This window comes from Paenibacillus sp. 598K (assembly GCF_003851045.1).
Lineage (GTDB): Bacteria > Bacillota > Bacilli > Paenibacillales > Paenibacillaceae > Paenibacillus_D.
In genome coordinates, this window is sequence record NZ_BFBX01000030.1 from 1 (window position 1) to 18,102 (window position 18,102).

Genomic DNA, 18,102 nt, shown 5'->3' on the forward strand with positions numbered 1-18,102 from the left:
TGAAGACGCCGCTGACGACGGTCAAGGCCTATATCGAGGCGATCCTCGCCGGCGTGTGCGGCGACCGCGAAGCGATCCTCGCCTATGTGGAGGTCATGCAGACGCATACCGACAAGATGGCGCGCCAGGTCGAGGACCTGCTGCTCCATGCGTTGCAGGAGCTCGGTCAGCTCCCGGTAACGCCCCGCGAGCAATACAGCGGCCAGGCGCTGCGGCGAATGCTGGAGCCGCTCTGTCACGCGATCCGTACCCGGGGCGTCGTCTGCGTCGAGCCGGCGGCGATCCCGGATGTGCTGCTGGCGCTCGATGCGGTGCGCATCGAGCAGGTGCTGACCAATCTCGTCTACAATGCGCTCAAGCATACCGCTACCGGCGATACGATCCGGCTCGAGGTCGCGCAGGAGCCCGGACAGCTCCGGCTGCTGGTCTCCGATACCGGCACCGGCGTGCTGCCGCAGGATATGCCGTTCCTGTTCGACCGGTACTATCGCGGTCACGCGACGTCCGCTGCGGACGGCTCGCAGCCCGAGGGCACCGGCCTTGGCTTATCGATCTGCAAGCATATTGTCGAGGCTCACGGCGGGACGATCGGCTTCCGCAGCCGCCCCGGCGAGGGGACGGTCTTTCACTTCACATTGCCGCTCAGCTGACGATCGCACAGGCTCGGCGGCGGGCTGTAAGCATTTATTCATAAGTTCATAAATGTTGTGCAAGATTCGGCGGTTAAGCTGGAGGATATCAGAGGATATCATCTAACTACAGGAGGGATACCCATGGCCGCAACCGCCATCATCCGCGCCATCCATCTATGCAAAACCTACTCCACCGGCACCGAGCAGCATCATGCCATCCGCAACGTCGATCTCGATCTGTACGAGGGCGACTTCACCGTCATCATGGGCAATTCGGGCTCGGGCAAGTCAACGCTGCTCTATCTGCTCAGCGGTCTGGATACCGTCACCGCCGGCGAGGTCTGGTATCGGGACGAGCGCATCGACCGTTATGACGAGCGGCGCCTCTCCGAGTTTCGCAACCGGCAGATCGGCTATGTGTACCAGAGCATCAACCTCGTCCCCGACCTCAGCTTCCAAGACAACATCGCGCTCCCCGGCTATATCGCCAGACAGCCCGCAGCCGAGGTCGAGCGGCGCGCGCGCGCGCTCATGCAAGAGCTGGAGATCGACGGGCAGCGCCATCGGTTGCCAGCTCAGACTTCTGGCGGCCAGCAACAGCGGGCGGCGATCGCGCGGGCGCTCATCAACGAGCCGGACCTGCTGTTCGCTGACGAGCCGACAGGCAGCCTGAACTACGAGCACGGCCAGGCGGTGCTCGACATCCTGACCCGGCTCAACCGGCGCGGCCAGTCGATCGTCATGGTGACGCACGACATCAAGGCCGCCTGCCGCGCCGAACGGCTCATCTATATCCGCGATGGCAAGGTCAGCGGCAGCCTCACCTTCGACAAGTACGGCGCAGACGATGAGCGCGAGCGGGAGGAGACGATCTTCGCCTTCATCTCCGGAAGGGAGGCGTGAGCATGCGAGCCGTATGGACGCTGAGCCGCGCTTACCTGGCCAAGAGCAAGCTCCAGAGCGGCCTCCTGGCGCTGCTCATCCTGCTCTCCGCCGTACTGATCACGACGGCGACGCTGGTCATCGCCAACACGGGCCGCCTGTTCGAGGACACCCATGCCCGCACCAATGGCGCGCACGAGATCCTCACGCTCGAGCGCGGCCTCCATGATCCGGCGGCCGTGCAGCGCTGGTGGGCCTCCGAGACGGGCGTACACGCCTCTCCCCTGATGCGATATCGCCTGATGTCCAGCGTTAGCCACGACGGCGAGGCACTGCCCAACTTGTACCTCTATCTGATGGACACGCTGCCGTCGCGCGGAGCCGTCGATGAGACGCCGCTTGTCCAGGGAGCGACCACAGCCGTGCCGGAGGCCGGCACGGTATGGATTCCCACTTCGTTGGCCTACGCCCATGGGATCGAGGTCGGCGATACCATGACGTTCCAGGGATCAGACGGCTCTCTGACGCGCGAGGTGAGCGGCATCGTCATCGATCTGACCTATGGCGCGCCCTTCTCCAACACCTCCCGCGTCTGGCTGAATACTGACGATTATGAAGCCGCCTTCAGCGGGAATGCCAGTGCAGATCAATACTTGATCGCGCTCCGGTTCGACGATTACGCCACGCAGCCGGAACGCTGGGAGCGGTTCGAGCAGTCGCTCGGGTCGCCATTCCTGGAGACGCGGATGTCCTTTTCGGAGATAGCTGCCTTCTACCTGATCATCCAGCAGGTCATCGGCTTCCTGATGGGCTTCCTCAGCCTGGTGATGATGGCCGTCGCGCTCATGACGATCGGCTTTGCTATCTCCGACGCGCTGCTGGCGCAGTATCGGACGATCGGCGTGCTGCAGGCGCTGGGCCTCGGCTCGCGTCGCCTGGTCGCCTCGTACCTGCTGCCCTACGGCTTGCTCGCAGCGGTGGCGATCGTGCCAGGCTTCGCGCTGGGCGGCTGGCTGGCGCGGGTGATCACCCAGCTCAGCGTCTCATCGCTGCGGGCCGATCAGACCGCGATTCGGCTGGAGGGCTGGGGGCTGGCGGCCGCAGCCGCTGCCTTGCTGCTCGCGCTCGTGCTGCTAGTGTCGGCCTGGTATGCCGCCCGCGCCCGCAAGATCTTGCCCGCGCAGGCGATCCGCTATGGGATGTCGGAGGCGGAGAGCGGTCGCCGAGCCCGGCGTCTGGCTAGCGGAGGAGGCGCGAGCAAGCATGGCTTGGGCCGCTTGCCGCTAACGCTCGTCATCGGTCTGCGCAACCTGGCAGGCAACCGACGCGGCGCAGCGATGATGCTGCTCCTGTCCACAGTCGCTACCGCCGTGCTCGTGCTCGGCGTCGTCATCCTGACCAGCATCGTCGGCATTCACAAGACCGCCGGACAGTGGGGCTACGACGATGCGGACGTCGCAGCGCTGGTCATGCAGGAGCAAGCCTTCTCCGCACCCGCATTCGAAGCGGCGCTGCAGGCGGATGACAGGATCGCCACGTATGGTTGGCAGAGCTACCGCTCCGGCGTCATCCAAGCTGGCAGTCTGTCTGGAGCGAACGGACAATCGGAGGACACCGCAACCCATCTGCAGATCGGCATCCTGGACGGCTCGTATGAGGCAATGGGGTTCACGACGCTTGAGGGGAGTAATCCGCGTCACCAGGATGAGATCGCGATCGGCGTCAACATCGCCCGGAAGCTGGACAAGTCCGTAGGCGATACGGTCGAGGTGTATATCGAAGGGAAGAAGCGGACGTTGCTCGTCAGCGGCATCTATCAGGCCATTGCCAATATGTCGAATGGAGCCCGGATCACGATCGATACGATGCGCGAGATCAGTCCAGATTATGCCGCTCTGGACGTCATATTCATCCAGGTGAAAGACAAGACGACTGCGGACACAGTCGCCGAGTCATTGCAAACACAGTTCCAGGAGTCCACTACCGTGGTCACGCAGAAGACGCTGCTCGGCGACGTGTACGACGAGGCAACCGCGATCCTCATCTATCCCCTTGCCGTGATGGGACTGCTGTTTCTCTTCGCCGCCTTCGTCATCGTCTACAGCACATGCCGGATCAATATCCGGCTGGCGAGCCGCACTTACGGTATCTATCGCTCGATCGGGCTGACCTCCCGCCGTATCCGCGCCGCGGTCGCATTAGGGATCGGACTGCTGGCCGCTGCTGGCGCAGCGATCGGCACGGTGCTCGGCGTCTACCTGCTGCCGCGACTGCTCGAGCTGGTCCTCTCCAGCTACGGACTCGTCGAGCTGCCGCTCGTCATCTTCCCGGCCAGTGTCGGGGCAGCAGTGCTGCTCGCGGTCTGCGCAGCGCTACTCGCGGCCTGGATCGCCTCCCGGATCATCCGAGCGGCTTCGCCGAGACTCCTGACAGCGGAGTGACGATGATCGGCGGCTCGCCCAGCCCACGCAGCCAGCCGGCATAGAGCCGGCCGAGGCTGCGCAGCAAGTGCGGCATCAGCGCCAGCAGCACAATGCCGACGCCTCCTGCCGCCAGCACGCGCGGGAACATCGGCAGGCCAGTCAGGCCAGGGATCATCAGGTAATCGAAACTGCTGATCTGGAAGGGCAGCCAGCCGTTCACCATGTAGCTGAACGGCGCCAGCGCCAAGCCAAGCGCGAGCAGCGGCAGCGTCAAGGCTACGGCGAACGCTGCGAGGCCGATCGGCAGCTGCAACAGACAATAGAGCACACTCATATAGGTCCGGCGCTCCGTCAACAGGATGCGCAGCTGGCGGATGCTCCCATAGTCTAGGAGCATCCGCTTGCTTGCTGCTGCCCAGTCTGATCCAGGCGACTCGAAGAGCGGCCCTCTCCCCTTCATCCAGCCGTCTGCCAGCATGCGCTCGTGCGACAGCAACGCCCGACAAGCGACCAGCGTCGCGACCAGGATCGGGATGCCAATCCAGACGATCAGCAACGAGACGCCGAGACAGATGCCTGTGATCGCCAGCGCAAAGGTTGCGATTCCCTTCGGACATGCGGCGAGCAGCAGCAGCCATGCGCGTACAGCTTGTTTTATCTTCATCTTATATCCTCTCCTTTTGTATGAGATGACTCTCGCGGATCATCTGCTTGCAGTCCTAGCAGCGTCGAGACAGAGATATGCAGTCCCTCCATCAGCGCTGTCAGGTGCAAGCCTACTTGCGTCTGCGGGTCGTACGGCTTGCCGGTCTCCATGAAGTACTGCTCCAGCGTTGCCTCGCGGATCATCCCGGACAGCGAGACCTGGACGAGCATCAGGATCTCCTCGAGCGGCCGCAGCGGCTGCGCCCGCCCCTCCTCGACCCATCCGCGCCACATCGCCAGCATCTGCTCGAACATATACGCGAACCCATACGACGGCGAGGTCCCCTGATGATCCTCCATACGCTCCATGAACCATTCCGCCTGACTGGCGTAGATCGCATTGAACTCGAAGGCCAGCTTGCTGTACCCGCTCTTCATCGCAGTCTCCAGCTCCAGCTCGGCGAACCGCAGCAGCTCGCGCATCGCCTCCGCCGGGCTCAGGGCCGGGTCGCGCAGCTGACGGAAGCGATCCTCGAATTCGATGCCGGTATCGAAGCGCGTCGCCAGCGCCAGCCATACCTCCTCGATCCGGGAATAATACGCATACACACCGCCCTGGCTCAGCCCGGAGGCCCGGACGATATCCTTCATCGTAATCTTATGCAACGGCTTGCTCCGACTGACCGCCAGAGCGGCATCGAGGATGTCGTTGCGCTTTTGTTCGACGTACCCTTCGGGCACTTTGGGCATGAGATCACCTCTCAAATCAAAAACGACACAGTGTCATTTATTTTTGGAATAACCCTATCTTAATGGAATCGGAGGAATGCGGTCAACTGGACCTGAGTCGTGGATCATTATATACTCGTCATAACGAAACCCATATATTGCAATTCATGTATGAATGAGGGGAGCGAAAGGAATGCGTAGACTCAGAGGTCCGCTAGGCGAGCGTGGGCTCTTGCGGTTGGTTATCGCATTGGCGTTGAGCGCACTGGTGATGACAGGCTGCAGCAGGACCAACGGCATCAACGCACCTGTGCCGGGTGAACAAGAGGCGACGGTTGGACAAACGGCGCTGGCAGCGGAGCCAGAAGCCGCATCCGCGCTGGCCATGCTAACGGAGAGGGGCTATCGCGTGCAATCGGCGTTCGGGAAGGCCGCATCTTATGTGCTGGAACCGCACTTGATGACGACCGAGCCCTACAGGAGCGTCTGGGCCGTCCAGGAGGTGAAGCCAGAGGCCTACTGGGGACAGACCGTCGCGGCACACAGCTTCGTCGTATCGGATCACCCGCTGGAGCAGACCTACGCCTCGCTGTTCGCATCGCGAGACTACGAGACGGTCGTAACGGTCCTCTGTGTCGACGGCCTGGCGATCGGCGGCGTCTCGTCGCCCGTGGATAAGGACGGCGCGCTCATGCTGGGCGGAACATACAGCCTCGATGGAAAAACGCTCGAAGAGGTGACGGGCGGAAGTTACGAGGAATGGTTAACGAAGTGGCAGGCCATGTATGGCGATGCCAACGAATAAGGCAGGGGTAAGTTATTGGGGATCGGCGCAAGCGCTTTATTGAAAAGAAATCATTGACAGGTCGTGTAAATGTGTATACAGTTAATTTACTATTCCGATAAAAATACTTTGATTAGGGAGGAAACAATGGATCAGCCTTCAGGAAACAGTCTTTTATTAGCCATTGAAACAAACTGGCTCAGCTTTGTCATTTCAGTTGTCGTATTTGCCTTTTTATTTTATCTCGCCCGGCGCAGAGTCAGCTTTGGCTCCCGGGTAATGATCGGCTTGGGGCTTGGTCTGCTGGTCGGCATCGTCATCCAAAATTTCGATGTTGAGGTGAAGGGCATCAGCACCTTCGGCAGCATCTATGTCAGCTTGATTCGGATGCTCGTCATCCCGCTTGTCTTCGTGCTCGTCCTCAACAGCATCTCGTCCCTGACGAATCTGGAGTACTTGCGCAAGATCGGCTTCAAGACCTTTGCCTGGTTCCTGGGGACGACCGGCGTAGCCTCTCTGATCGGTCTGTTCATCGCCCTGCTCTTCAACCCGGGCTCCGGGATCGAACAGCAGGTGCCGGAGGGCTTCCAGGCTCGCGAGATCCCGACATTCTCGCAGGTCATCCTGGACCTGGTGCCATCCAATCCGTTCAATGAAGCTGCGCAAGGCAAAGTGGTGCCGCTGCTCATCTTCGCCATCTTCCTGGCGATCGCCATCATCAAGGTGGGCTCCAAGGATGCGAAGGCGGTGCAGCCGGTCCGGGACCTGATTGCTTCGCTGACTCAAGTGCTGCATCAGGTGGTCAAGTTCGTCATCCGCCTGACGCCATACGGCGTTTTCGCCCTGATCGCAGGCATCGCCTCCCGCTACGGCTGGGAGACGCTGCAAGAGCTCGGCAGCGTCATCCTGACCTCCTATGTTGCCTTGATCCTGCACTTCGTGCTCGTCTTCGGCGGGCTGGTGCTGCTGGTGGCCAAGGTCAATCCGCTCCAGTTCTTCAAGAAGATCTACCCGATGCTGGTCGTCGCCTTCACGACGCGGAGCAGCTACGCCACGCTGCCTATCAACCTGGAGGTCATCACCAAGCGGCTGCATGTCTCGCCGCGTATCGCCAGCTTCGTCGCGCCGCTCGGCGCATCCGTCAACTTCAATGGCTGCGGCGGCATCTGGCCAGCCATTGTGGCGGTGTTTACCGCCGAGGTGTTCAACATCTCGCTAGGCTTCACAGACTACGTGATCCTGGTGCTGGTCAGCATCATCTCCTCGATCGGCGTAGCCGGCGTACCGGGTCCGGCCACGATCAGCACGACTGTCGTCCTGACGGCGCTGGGTCTGCCGCTCGAAGGGATGGCGATCGTCGCCGGCGTCGAAGCGCTGATCGATATGGGCCGTACGGCAGTCAATGCCACCGGCACGACCGTGACGTCCCTGCTCGTCGCCAAGTCCGAGGGCGAGTTCGACCGCGACGCCTTCAACAGCGACAAGGACGACGAAGAGCTCGCCGTCAATCCAGCATAAGATAGATATGCAATGCGCGTTCTGCCTTGGGCAGGGCGCGTTTTTTCTTGTGGATGCACAGTCATTGGCCGTCTCCTGACGAAAAAGAGATGGAATCGTCATCGACTCCATCTCTTTTACTTGTGTCCTATTTGCCCGATTAATGCTGCGACAGCAGATTGTACAACACTTGCGCCGCTTGTGCTCGGGTGGTCAACTCCTGCGGGTTGAGCTTGTCGCCCTCGCCCTGTATGATGCCGCGCGATACGAGCGCGTCCAATGCTTCTCTCGCATACGGGGCAACCTGGTCCACGTCGCTGTAGCTATCCGACCCGGCGTCTACAGTCGCCTCCGGCAGCTCGGCGAGTGTATCGAGCGCACGATACAGCAGCGTGAACAGCTCTTGGCGAGTAATCGACTCGTCCGGCGAGAAACGGTTGTCGCCGGAGCCTTGCGCGATGCCGTATCGTTTGGCTGCAGCCAGATAATCGGTGTAATATGTGCTGCCCGCATCGGCAAAGTTATCCGTCGCGCCAGCCTCAGGGGCAATGCCGTAGCTGTTCAACAGCAGCACGATAAACTGGCCGCGCGTCACCTGCGCTCCCGGGCTGTAGCGGTCGTCATCGGTGCCGGTTGTGATGCCTCTAGCCGCCAGGAAGCGGATCGCCGGAGCATGCCACGCCGACTCTGCCACGTCAACAAACGCTACCGGATTGTGCCCGATGATGAATTGGGAAAAATGCGTCGTGCCAAACACAACTGTACGCGTGGAAGCGACATAATGTCCGCGCAGCGTCTCCAGCTCGCCTGTAGCGGATACGGCATAGACGACAATCGCCTCCGGGCTCTCGCCTGCGGCCAACGTATACGGCACGCTTACGCGAACCTTGCTGCCGCCAAAGGTCTCGATAGGCGTCTCGCCGGCAAAGACGCTGATATCGTAGACCGGACGGTCGCCAAGCGCCGCTTGACCTTCGGCCGTCAGCGAGGTCTTGCCGATAATAAAGCTGATATCCCCGTCCTCTGCCCCTGCATAGATGCTCTGAACGGTATCGGTATCGAAAAGAAGCGTACCGAGATCGTCATACACAAGCTTGATGGAAGCATCCGTGCTCGAAGCCAGAGCATTAAAGGCCTCTCGCGGAATCGTCAGCTGCACCGTAGCGGCTGCGCCCGGATTGACGCTCAACTCAACGACGGCTTTCTCTCCGTCAGCTTCTGCCCGCTTCGCGGCAGCGATCAGTTGCTCTACCGCCTCTGCCGTAACTGCCGCTACCGCATAAGCCGTCTCTTCGTCAATCGTCGCTTCGACTACAACTGAGGAAGGAGGCGCAGCGCCCGGCGTCTCTTCGCCAGGAGAGGTTGTCCCTTCTTGCTCATCTACCGGCGGCGTTGACGTCGGTGGAGGGTAATAACCGCTAGATGGCGGTGATGTTGTCGAAGCCGGCACGACCACCTCTACAGTCGGTCCTGCGCTGTAGTACAGCTCTGTAGGTTCCAAAGCATTAGCGTTGTATCCGGTTTTGGCCGCATAGCGGACATGATACGTTCCCGGCGACAGACCGGCAGTCTCTCCGTTTGCTGCCCGAGTGTAAGTTTCGCTGCTCGCCAGCTTGTATTCCAATGCTGTCGTTGTCCCTGCAATTTTGCCATTAGCCGCCCCATTGTAGCTTGGCGCTACGCCGGTCAAGCCGGACGGGCTCAGCTCGAGACGGGAGTAGAGCAGGTCGAGCGCTTGATTGTAGCGTGCCCGGTTGCCGGACTGATGGCCTTCCACAATATTGGTCCAGGTGTACATCAGCTCGACGTGACCGAGGATCGGTGCAGCCCCGCCCTGTGCATCGACGGCAGACTTGTCATAGATGAACGGGTAAGGAATCTGCAGACGAGTTGCGAAGACGGTCTGATCGTCTTGCTGATAGCTGATCCGTGTAGGCGGATTTTGCCCCGCGTTGTAGGTTGTCAGATTCTTCAGATACGTGTTGACCAGATCTACATACAGCTTCGCATAACGATGGTCGGTCGTGCGAATCTGGAAGTCGTTGCCCCCGGTTCCGTAGACGCCGCCGTCCAGCTTGGTATCAAAGTTGTAGATTTTGGTGATGCCCTTACTCGTCGCCGCATCCTGGATCAGACCGATGACCGGCTGGGTATTCGGGCACCAGGAGCCGCCGATCAGGATGTTATGCGTGCCGTCTGTCTTGAGCAGCTCCAGCAGCTCATCGTAGGTGATATGCTCGAACACCACTTGTTTGCCACGGAAAATATCGCGCTCCAGCCGGTCGTCGTAGACCTTCGTGAAATAGTCCTCCGCCGTAAAAACATCGTGCTCGGCGACCTTTTGGCCGTTTGTCTCGACCGAGATCGCTTCGAACACTTGCCCCCAGTCCGATGATGCGGAAGCGATGATCGGCGCCGGCTCGCTCTCTGACGTGCGGCCCTTCTTGTAAGCGAACAAGAACGGAGCCGTAATTTTTTTGGCCTCAATGACGGCCTCGCCTTCCTGATACGTCACCTTGTCCTCAATGTCCGGAAGGTTCAGCAGATATTTGTTCACTAGCTCGACGTACAGCTTTTTGTCGCGCTGATCCCCCTCTTCATTCGTAATATCAATGCTCTTGCCGTCCAGACGCGTATCGAAATTGTAGATGTTCTCGACGCCGTAGGCTTTGGCTTGCGCGTTGATCTCGGCAATCTGCAGCTGTGTCGCCTCGCTCCAAGCGCCACCGATCAATATCAGATACGTGCCCTCGCTGTCGAGCAGCGTCGACAGCTCATGGGAGGTGACGGTCTCGAATACATGGTCTGTGCCGCTAAGCGACGGATAGACGCGTTTGAAATAGTCAAATGTGTCGGTGGCGATGGGCGTGTCAGCCGAAGCCGAAGGCTCTGCCGCTTGGACAGAGCCGCTGGCAATAAGAGAAAGGATCAGAGCAACTGCAAGTAGTAGCGCAGTAAGTCTGCGTGGCGGATTCGATGTGTACATAGGATTCTCCTTTGCTTAGCAGATTTCTTCTTCTTCGTCAGCGGGCGCTGGCGCCGGAGTCGGAGCCGGGGCAGCCTCTGGCGTCGACTCCGGCGCCGGGGCTGGCACAGGGGCGGGAGCTGGCGTAGGTGTCGAGGTAGGCGTGGATTCAGGAGCTGCCGCTGGCGTGGACGCAGGACTCTGCTGCTGAGGCGTTTCCTTCGACACACTCTCTTCCGCGACCTTGGCCGGTATATTCTTCGGCTTGCTCGACTGTTGGTTAACAAAGTTCACCGATGCGGACTTTTCCTCCGTCTTGCTCTGCACCAGAGTCTGAGCGGTCGTGGACTTTTCTGCCGACTCAGTCGATGCGGATGGTGCATGCGACTCTTGCTTGGGCTGGGCAGTCGCAGGAGGAGCGGTCGCAGCCGCTGCTGCCGTCGTCTTGGCGCTCGTCTGCTCGCTAGCAGTTGGGTTCGCTACCGGTGATTGAGCTGTTGGCGCATCGCTGACTGCCGATGATGGACCGACATGAGCCGGGGTCGTCTCGGTGGCGTCATGTGACGGCGCAGATGCGGAGGCTGGCGTTACCGATTGGTCATTGCGGCTCCCGGTTACCTGTCCCAATCCCTCAGTAACGACTGCTTCTGGCGCTTCCTCGGCTGGTGTCTCTACAGCAGCGGCTCCTGCTTGCACTTCGGCGAGCGCAGGAGCTGCAACATCAGCAGCTTCTTGTGTCTTTGGCGCCTCTGTGACATCAGCCGCAGTGTTCTCTTCCACGACCGGAGCGGCCGCTTCCGTGAGCGGCGCGGCGCTTGGTTCGTTCCCCGATAGGGCAGCATAAGTGACGGCGGATGCAAAAACTGCCACAACCACAGTGGAGACCGTCAGTTTGGACCATAATCTCTTTTTCATTGGGTAATCCCATCCTTTGGCTTGCAGCGCCGGTCATGACCCCCGCTGCCAAGCAATATTTGGTGTAGCTGTACTCGGAGAAAAAAAGAAAGATTCGAGGGCGCTTTGCAGCACACCCTCGAATCTCTGGTGGTCCAGTCGATTGCTCTGTTCATCTTTTCCTCCATGGCCGCTGCCATGGCTGGCTTAGTTTCCATATTATGCTTCCTCGCACTACATGTCAACAGTTTTCCTATGTATTTTGTCGGAATTAAAACGAATCCTCCCGCGAATAGCCAATAGCGCGCATCCGGCGAAGGAATGCGCGCTTGTCTTGTTGTATGCAACGGGCTTTTAGAATACCTTGGTCGTCCACGACTCGCAATTCCACGTCTCGGTGACGACGTCGCGGTAGAACTCCGGCTCGTGAGAGATCAGCAGGATGCTGCCCTTGTACGCCTGAAGCGCCCGCTTCAGCTCGTCCTTGGCATCGACGTCGAGATGGTTGGTCGGCTCGTCGAGCACGAGCAGGTTGGTCTCGTTGTTGATCAGCTTGCACAGCCGCACCTTGGCCTTCTCGCCTCCGCTCAGCACGGCGATCTTGCTCTCGATATGCTTGGTCGTCAGGCCGCACTTGGCGAGCGCCGCCCGCACCTCGAACTGGGAGAGCGAAGGGAACTCGCTCCAGATCTCCTCGATACAGGTCTTGTAGTTGTCGCCCTTGGACTCCTGTTCGAAGTAGCCGATCTGCAGATGCTCGCCGCGCCGCACGGTGCCGGAGAGCGCCTGGATCTCGCCGAGGATGCTGCGTAAGAGCGTCGTCTTGCCGATGCCGTTGGCTCCGACGAGAGCGATCTTCTGGCCACGCTCCATCCGCAGATCGAGCGGCCGCGAGAGCGGGCTGTCGTAGCCGATGACGAGCTGCTCCGTCTCGAAGATCAGCTTGCCGGAGGTGCGGCCGACCTTGAAGTTGAACTGCGGCTTTGGCTTTTCCTTGGCCAGCTCGATGACGTCCATCTTGTCCAGCTTCTTCTGGCGCGACATCGCCATGTTGCGGGTGGCGACGCTCGCCTTGTTGCGGGCGACGAAGTCCTTCAGATCGGCGATCTCCTGCTGCTGGCGCTTGAACGCCGACTCGAGCTGCTGCTTCTTCATCTCGTACACCTGCTGGAAGTGATCGTAATCGCCCACGTATCGCGTCAGCTGCTGATTTTCCATATGATAGATCAGGTTGATGACGCTGTTGAGGAACGGGATGTCATGGGAGATGAGGATAAAGGCATTCTCGTACTCCTGGAGGTACCGCTTCAGCCACTCGATATGCTGCTCGTCGAGGTAGTTGGTCGGCTCGTCGAGGAGCAGGATGTCGGGCTTCTCTAGCAGCAGCTTGGCGAGCAGCACCTTGGTGCGCTGGCCGCCGCTCAGGTCGGTGACGTCCTTGTCCAGCCCGATATCGGTGAGGCCGAGGCCGCGCGCCGTCTCCTCGACTTTGGCATCGATCAGGTAGAAGTCCTGGTTCGTCAGCGTATCCTGGATCGTGCCTACCTCCTCGAGCAGTTGCTCCAGCTCCTCCGGCGTGACATCGCCCATCCGGGCATACATGTCGTTCATCTCTTGCTCCATATCGAGCAGGTATTGGAACGCACCCTTGAGGATATCCCGGATGCTGTTGCCCTTGCTCAGCACGGCGTGCTGGTCGAGGTAGCCGACGCGCATCCGCTTCGACCATTCGACCTTGCCGTCGTCGGGCTGCAGCTTGCCGGTGATGATGTTCATAAAGGTGGACTTGCCCTCGCCGTTGGCGCCGATCAGTCCGATATGCTCGCCCTTGAGCAGGCGAAACGATACATCATTGAAGATCGCGCGATCTCCAAAGCCGTGGCTTAGTCGTTCTACATTCAATATGCTCATGCATGACACCTTTTTCTTATTTAGTAAACTTGCTTATCTTGTGCTCATGTGTTTATCCAGGTCATCGGCTCGCTCTATTATATACGTTCCTGAACCTCGAGCGCTACCGGCTTTTGCATGACGATATCGTCCATCACATGCCCCTCGCCGATGTCGACGACCTGGGTGCGGATCGGCAGGAAGCCCGTCCGCTCGTACGCGGCGATCGCCTGCTGATTGTTGCGATTGACCACGAGCTCGATCGCGCCGAGCCCGCGCGTCCGGCACCACTCGGCGACCATCTGGATGCCTGCTCGGGCGTAGCCCTTCCCGCGATGGGCCGCATGGACATAGAGCTTGCTCAGGAACAGCTTGTCCGCCTCCGGCTTGATGCCGATGTAGCCGACGGGCTCATCTTCCGCTACAATAAGGAAATAATGGTAGCCCTCCCGCTCGATCTGCGCCGCGATCGCCTCCTCGGACTGGAATCGCTGCAGCATATACGCGATCTGCTCCTTCGTTATAATCGTGACGTAGTGCTCGGACCAGATCTCCGCCGCCAGCTCAGCGACCAAGCGGATCTCGCCCGATGCGGCGACTTCGATAAATACAGGCTGCTTGCTCATCCGCTTCCTTCCCTTCTCCGTGGAGGTCTCCATGCGCCACGCTTCCTACGGAAAATTGTACTGTACCCGGCGCAAGCGATCAAGCGGTCCGATTCAAAAGCTTCGCATCGCGTGTAAAATATGGAAGAGGTGAAATGGAATGAACGACATCCCGGAGTATCTGCTCGGCGTAATCATTCCCTGCGGGGTCTTCGGCTTCATCGGCATTGTATTCACGCTGATCGGCTGGTTCATGAAGCGGCGCACCCGCGACTGGGACACGACGCAAGGCGTGATCGTCAAGCGAGGCACGCTGTTCGCCAGCCTGCCCGACAAGTACCCGACCTTCCAGTATGTCGTCGATGGCCAGACGTATGAGCACACGTCATCCGTCTCGCAGACGCCTGGCTTCCGTCCCGGTAGCGTCGTCACGGTGAAGTACGATCCGTATCAGCCCGAGCGGGCAGCCATCGACTCGATCGCGCAGAGCGGTCTGATCTTCCTGATCATCGGCCTCTGCATGCTCGGTATCGCGGCAGTGCTGCTGTTCGTGCTGATGTCGCTGTTGCGGGTTTAGCCTTACTGACGCGACCCAAGCCAGAGGCAGGCAGAGCGACCCCTGGAGGTGACGATCATGACCGCATGGCGCAAGCTGTTGCCGCTCGCCGCACTGCTGGCGCTGCTCCTGTCCGCCAGCTACCTGCTCTTGGAAAGCTACTCCCCGGCCTGGAATGTGTGGCGCGATCAACGGGCGTACGCGAAGCTTGGCTCGTATCTGGCATCGGAGCGCGCCGAGGATATCCTGCTGTCGGTCGGTCAGCAGGTCGTCGCCAGCGAAGAGCTCGACGCATTGTCGGAGATCAATTACCGTGGCTCGCTCTGGGACCGCGAGGAGATGCGGCCGGACGGGGCGCTGCTCGTCACTGTCCGGATCGCGCGAGCGGAGCCACTATTCCTCTACCTGAGCGACGACGCGGACTTTCCCCTGTTCGACGCCAGCTATAGCGGCCGGCGCTTCGTGTTGGAGCTGCCGGGGCTGACTCGCTTAGTTCGGGAGCTGCGACCGCAATTATCCGCAGATTAATCCTCTGTCGGCACGCCCGTTGACGAATATCGCTGCTTAATCATAACGCCTGCCGCCCCTCGGGGATCGGCAGGCGTTGTTGGTGGTAGGGACACTGCAGCAAGCACACTAGGCCCGTCCGGGACGTCCGGTCACGCGCAGCCACTTGAGGACGTCCATCATGACGACGGCGGCCAGCGCCAGGCCAGCGGCGATCAGGAAGTCGTCGCTGCCGAAGGTCGGCGGGATCGCGAACAGGTCGCGGACGCCGGGCAGCAGCGTGACCCCGTACAGGGCGAAGCAGACGAATACTGCGCCGAGCACGTACTTGTTGGTGAAGAAGCCGACCTGGAAGATCGTCTGCGTGTTGGAGCGCGCCGGGAATGTCTGGAGCGTCCGCGCCAGGATAAGCGTCGTGAACGCCATCGCGACGCTCACCTCAGCCGACTCGCCGAGTCCGATGAACTGCGAGACGATGACCGCCGCGCCGATCAACAGCCCCCGGATGATGACGATCCGCAGCGTGCCGCCGGCGAAGATGCCCTCGCTCAGCTCGCGCGGCTTGCGGTCCATGACGTCAGGCTCGGCCCGCTCGGTGCCGAGCGCGATCGCTGGCAGCGAGTCGTTGACGAGATTGATGAACAGCAGCTGCAACGCCGTGAACGGATTGACCCAGCCGACGACGAGCGCGAACAGGATCGCCGTGATCGCCCCGAGATTGCCTGCGAACAGATAGGCGATCGCCTTTTTGATGTTGTCGAACACCATCCGGCCGACGCTGACGGCGCGGACGATCGAGACGAAGTTGTCGTCGGTGAGGATCATCGCCGAGGCGTCCTTGGCGACGTCGGTGCCGCTGCCCATGGCGACGCCGATGTCCGCCTGCTTGAGCGCCGGCGCGTCATTGACCCCATCGCCCGTCATCGCCGCTACCTTGCCCTTGCGCTGCCAGGCGCGGACGATGCGGATCTTGTTCTCCGGCGAGACGCGGGCGTAGACGGAGATCTGCTCGAGCTGCGCATCGAGCGCCTCCTCCGACAGCTTATCCAGCTCGCTCCCGGTCAGCGCGATATCGCCCTCGCCCATCAGCCCGATATCGCGGCCGATCGCCTGGGCCGTCGTCTTGTGATCGCCGGTGATCATGACGGTGCGGATGCCGGCCCGTCTGGACTGCTCGATCGCATCGTACACTTCCTCGCGCGGCGGATCGATCATCGCGCTGAGGCCGACGAGGATCAGCTCGCGCTCGTCCTCGTGCCGCAGCGGCCGCTTGTCCGGGAGCGGCTTGTAGGCGTAGGCGAGGACGCGCAGCGCCCGGTCGGAGAACGCTTCGTTCTGCTCGCGGAACCGCTCGCGGAGCTCCTCCGTCAGCGGCTGCACCTGATCGCCCATATAGACGCGGTCGCAGCGATCCATCAGCACATCCGGCCCGCCCTTGGTGAGCAGCGCGTATTCGCCCTCGAACTGATGGACGGTACTCATCAGCTTGCGATCAGAGTCGAACGGCAGCTCCGCCTCGCGCGGGAATCGCTCGCGCAGCGCATGGTAATGCTGATTGCGGCTGTTGCTAAAGGCGATCAGCGCCACCTCCGTCGGATCGCCGATCTCCTGGCCCTCCTCATTGATATGGGCGTCGTTGCAGAGCACGGCGATGTGCAGCAAGCGGCGCTCCGCCTCACTCCAGACTGCCGGATCGTCCGGGAACTCGTCCTGCTTGCCATGCGGGATGTAGTAGTCGACGACGGTCATCTTGTTCTGCGTGAGCGTGCCGGTCTTGTCGGTGCAGATGACGCCGGCCGAGCCGAGCGCCTCGACAGCGGGCAGACGGCGGATGATCGCATGCTGGCGGGCCATCTTGTTGGTCCCGATCGACAGGACGATCGTGACGATCGAGGACAGCGCCTCGGGGATCGCCGCGACGGCGACGGCCACCGCGAACATCAGCGCGTTGATAAGCGAGGTGCCGAGGAACTCTCCCTCTGCCGACACCCATACACGTCCCGCCTCCACAGCAAAGATGACGACGCACAGACAGAGGATGAAGACGCCCAGCTTCTTGCTGAAGTCCTCCAGCTTGCGCTGCAGCGGCGTGCTCTTGGCCTCGGCGCTCTCGAGCATCTCGGCGATCTTGCCGATCTCGGTGCCAAGCGCGGTGGCCGTGACGACCATCGTGCCGCGCCCGTAGACGACGAGCGAGCCGCTGAAGGCCATGTTGCGACGATCGCCGAGCGGCGCCTCCTCCGCGATCGCGTCGACATGCTTTTCAGCCGCCTCGGACTCGCCGGTGAGCATGCCCTCGTTGATCTTCAGACTGCCCGACTCCAGGATGCGTCCATCCGCCGGCACATAGTCCCCGGCGTCGAGCAGCACGATATCGCCCGGCACCAGCTCGCGGGCGGGCACGGTCAGCTTGGCGCCGCTGCGGATGACCTTGGCCTCGGGAGCCGACAGCTGGCGCAGCGCATCAAGCGAGCTCTCCGCCTTTTTGGTCTGGACGACGCTGAGGACGGCGTTGAGTACGATGACGAGGAAGATGATGAGCGACTCGATCAGATGGCCCAGCGCGACCTGGATGGCGACGACCGCGAGCAGCACGATAACCATCGGGTCTTTAATATTGTCCAGCAGCAGTCGCCATACGGGTGTCGCGCTGCGCGACTGCAGCTCATTAGGCCCATCCCGCTCCAGTCGCGCCGCAGCCTCCGCCGCCGTCAGCCCCTCTCTGGCGCTGCCCGTCTCCTGCAAGCTCTCTTCCGCACTTCGCCGATAATGTTCCAACCGATCCACTCCTTGCTATTGACTTCTCTGCTATAGCTTAACCTTCCTGCAGCCGATAATTCCCGCATCTACCCTATCGTCTGCACTACATTGCCCTCGCTGTCCTTGATCTGGGTCTGCACGATCTCTAGCGCGACATCCGGCCACGACGCGAGACGCAGCATGCCTGCCACCGGCTCCAGCCGTGCGCTCAGCTCGTCGACGGCCTCCGGATGCAGCGTCAGACAGACGCCGCCCTCCAGCTCCCGGATCGCGGCAGCCTCCCCCGGCTCCAGGATCACTTGGCATTCGGCGCTGATCAGCGACAGCGAACGC

Annotated in this window: 14 protein-coding genes and 1 pseudogene; 7 read left to right on the plus strand and 8 right to left on the minus strand. The window is 60.9% G+C overall.

Translation table 11 applies throughout. From position 1 onward, the window contains the following. The 3 genes from PA598K_RS10300 to PA598K_RS10310 all read left to right on the plus strand — a co-directional run. On the plus strand, positions 1–650 hold a 650-nt coding region (locus PA598K_RS10300), incomplete at its 5' end, for a sensor histidine kinase (protein ID WP_148091931.1). 123 nt (positions 651–773) lie between these two features. Next, on the plus strand, positions 774–1,535 hold the full coding sequence (locus tag PA598K_RS10305; protein WP_185601802.1) for an ABC transporter ATP-binding protein: 762 nt from the start codon (positions 774–776) through the stop codon (positions 1,533–1,535). A gap of 2 nt (positions 1,536–1,537) precedes the next feature. Further along, positions 1,538–3,955, plus strand: a complete 2,418-nt coding sequence (locus PA598K_RS10310) for an ABC transporter permease (protein WP_128656868.1) — start codon at positions 1,538–1,540, stop codon at positions 3,953–3,955. Here the strand turns inward: PA598K_RS10310 and PA598K_RS10315 are convergent. Then, entirely contained in the window at positions 3,915–4,601 is a 687-nt protein-coding gene (locus PA598K_RS10315) for a sensor domain-containing protein (RefSeq protein ID WP_128656869.1), read from the minus strand. The genes PA598K_RS10310 and PA598K_RS10315 overlap by 41 nt on opposite strands. Further along, positions 4,598–5,332, minus strand: a complete 735-nt coding sequence (locus PA598K_RS10320; protein WP_128656870.1) for a TetR/AcrR family transcriptional regulator — start codon at positions 5,330–5,332, stop codon at positions 4,598–4,600. The genes PA598K_RS10315 and PA598K_RS10320 overlap by 4 nt, the downstream gene beginning before the upstream one ends. Before the next feature lie 172 nt (positions 5,333–5,504). Here PA598K_RS10320 and PA598K_RS10325 point away from each other — a divergent pair, with 172 nt between their 5' ends. Together PA598K_RS10325 and PA598K_RS10330 are read left to right on the plus strand one after the other, a co-directional pair. Then, the gene (locus PA598K_RS10325) at positions 5,505–6,116 is read left to right on the plus strand and encodes a hypothetical protein (protein WP_128656871.1); all 612 of its coding nucleotides are present in this window, start codon (positions 5,505–5,507) and stop codon (positions 6,114–6,116) included. A 126-nt stretch (positions 6,117–6,242) separates the two neighbouring features. Continuing rightward, positions 6,243–7,613, plus strand: coding sequence for a dicarboxylate/amino acid:cation symporter (locus tag PA598K_RS10330; RefSeq protein WP_128656872.1), 1,371 nt, complete (start codon positions 6,243–6,245; stop codon positions 7,611–7,613). 139 nt (positions 7,614–7,752) lie between these two features. On the opposite strand, the gene PA598K_RS10335 is transcribed toward PA598K_RS10330, so the two are convergent. The 4 genes from PA598K_RS10335 to PA598K_RS10350 form a co-directional block, all read right to left on the minus strand. Beyond that, positions 7,753–10,578: an S-layer homology domain-containing protein gene (locus PA598K_RS10335; protein ID WP_128656873.1), complete on the minus strand. Its 2,826-nt coding sequence runs from the start codon at positions 10,576–10,578 to the stop codon at positions 7,753–7,755. A gap of 15 nt (positions 10,579–10,593) precedes the next feature. Next, complete coding sequence (locus PA598K_RS36115) at positions 10,594–11,472, minus strand: hypothetical protein (RefSeq protein WP_185601804.1); 879 nt, start codon at positions 11,470–11,472, stop codon at positions 10,594–10,596. Between the two features lie 333 nt (positions 11,473–11,805). Beyond that, positions 11,806–13,362 carry an ABC-F family ATP-binding cassette domain-containing protein gene (locus tag PA598K_RS10345; RefSeq protein WP_128656874.1) on the minus strand — a complete coding sequence of 519 codons (1,557 nt, stop codon included), beginning with the start codon at positions 13,360–13,362 and terminating at the stop codon, positions 11,806–11,808. Between the two features lie 77 nt (positions 13,363–13,439). After that, positions 13,440–14,000 carry a GNAT family N-acetyltransferase gene (locus PA598K_RS10350; protein WP_260405345.1) on the minus strand — a complete coding sequence of 187 codons (561 nt, stop codon included), beginning with the start codon at positions 13,998–14,000 and terminating at the stop codon, positions 13,440–13,442. 106 nt (positions 14,001–14,106) lie between these two features. On the opposite strand from PA598K_RS10350, the gene PA598K_RS10355 reads away from it, so the two are divergent. Continuing rightward, positions 14,107–14,523, plus strand: a complete 417-nt coding sequence (locus PA598K_RS10355; RefSeq protein WP_128656875.1) for a DUF3592 domain-containing protein — start codon at positions 14,107–14,109, stop codon at positions 14,521–14,523. 57 nt (positions 14,524–14,580) lie between these two features. Further along, entirely contained in the window at positions 14,581–15,030 is a 450-nt protein-coding gene (locus tag PA598K_RS10360) for a hypothetical protein (protein ID WP_128656876.1), read from the plus strand. Positions 15,031–15,138: 108 nt separating this feature from the next. Here PA598K_RS10360 and PA598K_RS10365 read toward each other — a convergent pair whose 3' ends face one another. Beyond that, positions 15,139–17,787 (minus strand): cation-translocating P-type ATPase, encoded by a 2,649-nt coding sequence (locus tag PA598K_RS10365; protein WP_128656877.1) that lies wholly within the window; start codon positions 17,785–17,787, stop codon positions 15,139–15,141. A gap of 68 nt (positions 17,788–17,855) precedes the next feature. Beyond that, positions 17,856–18,102 (minus strand): annotated as a pseudogene (locus PA598K_RS37865) (suppressor of fused domain protein); the annotation flags it as partial.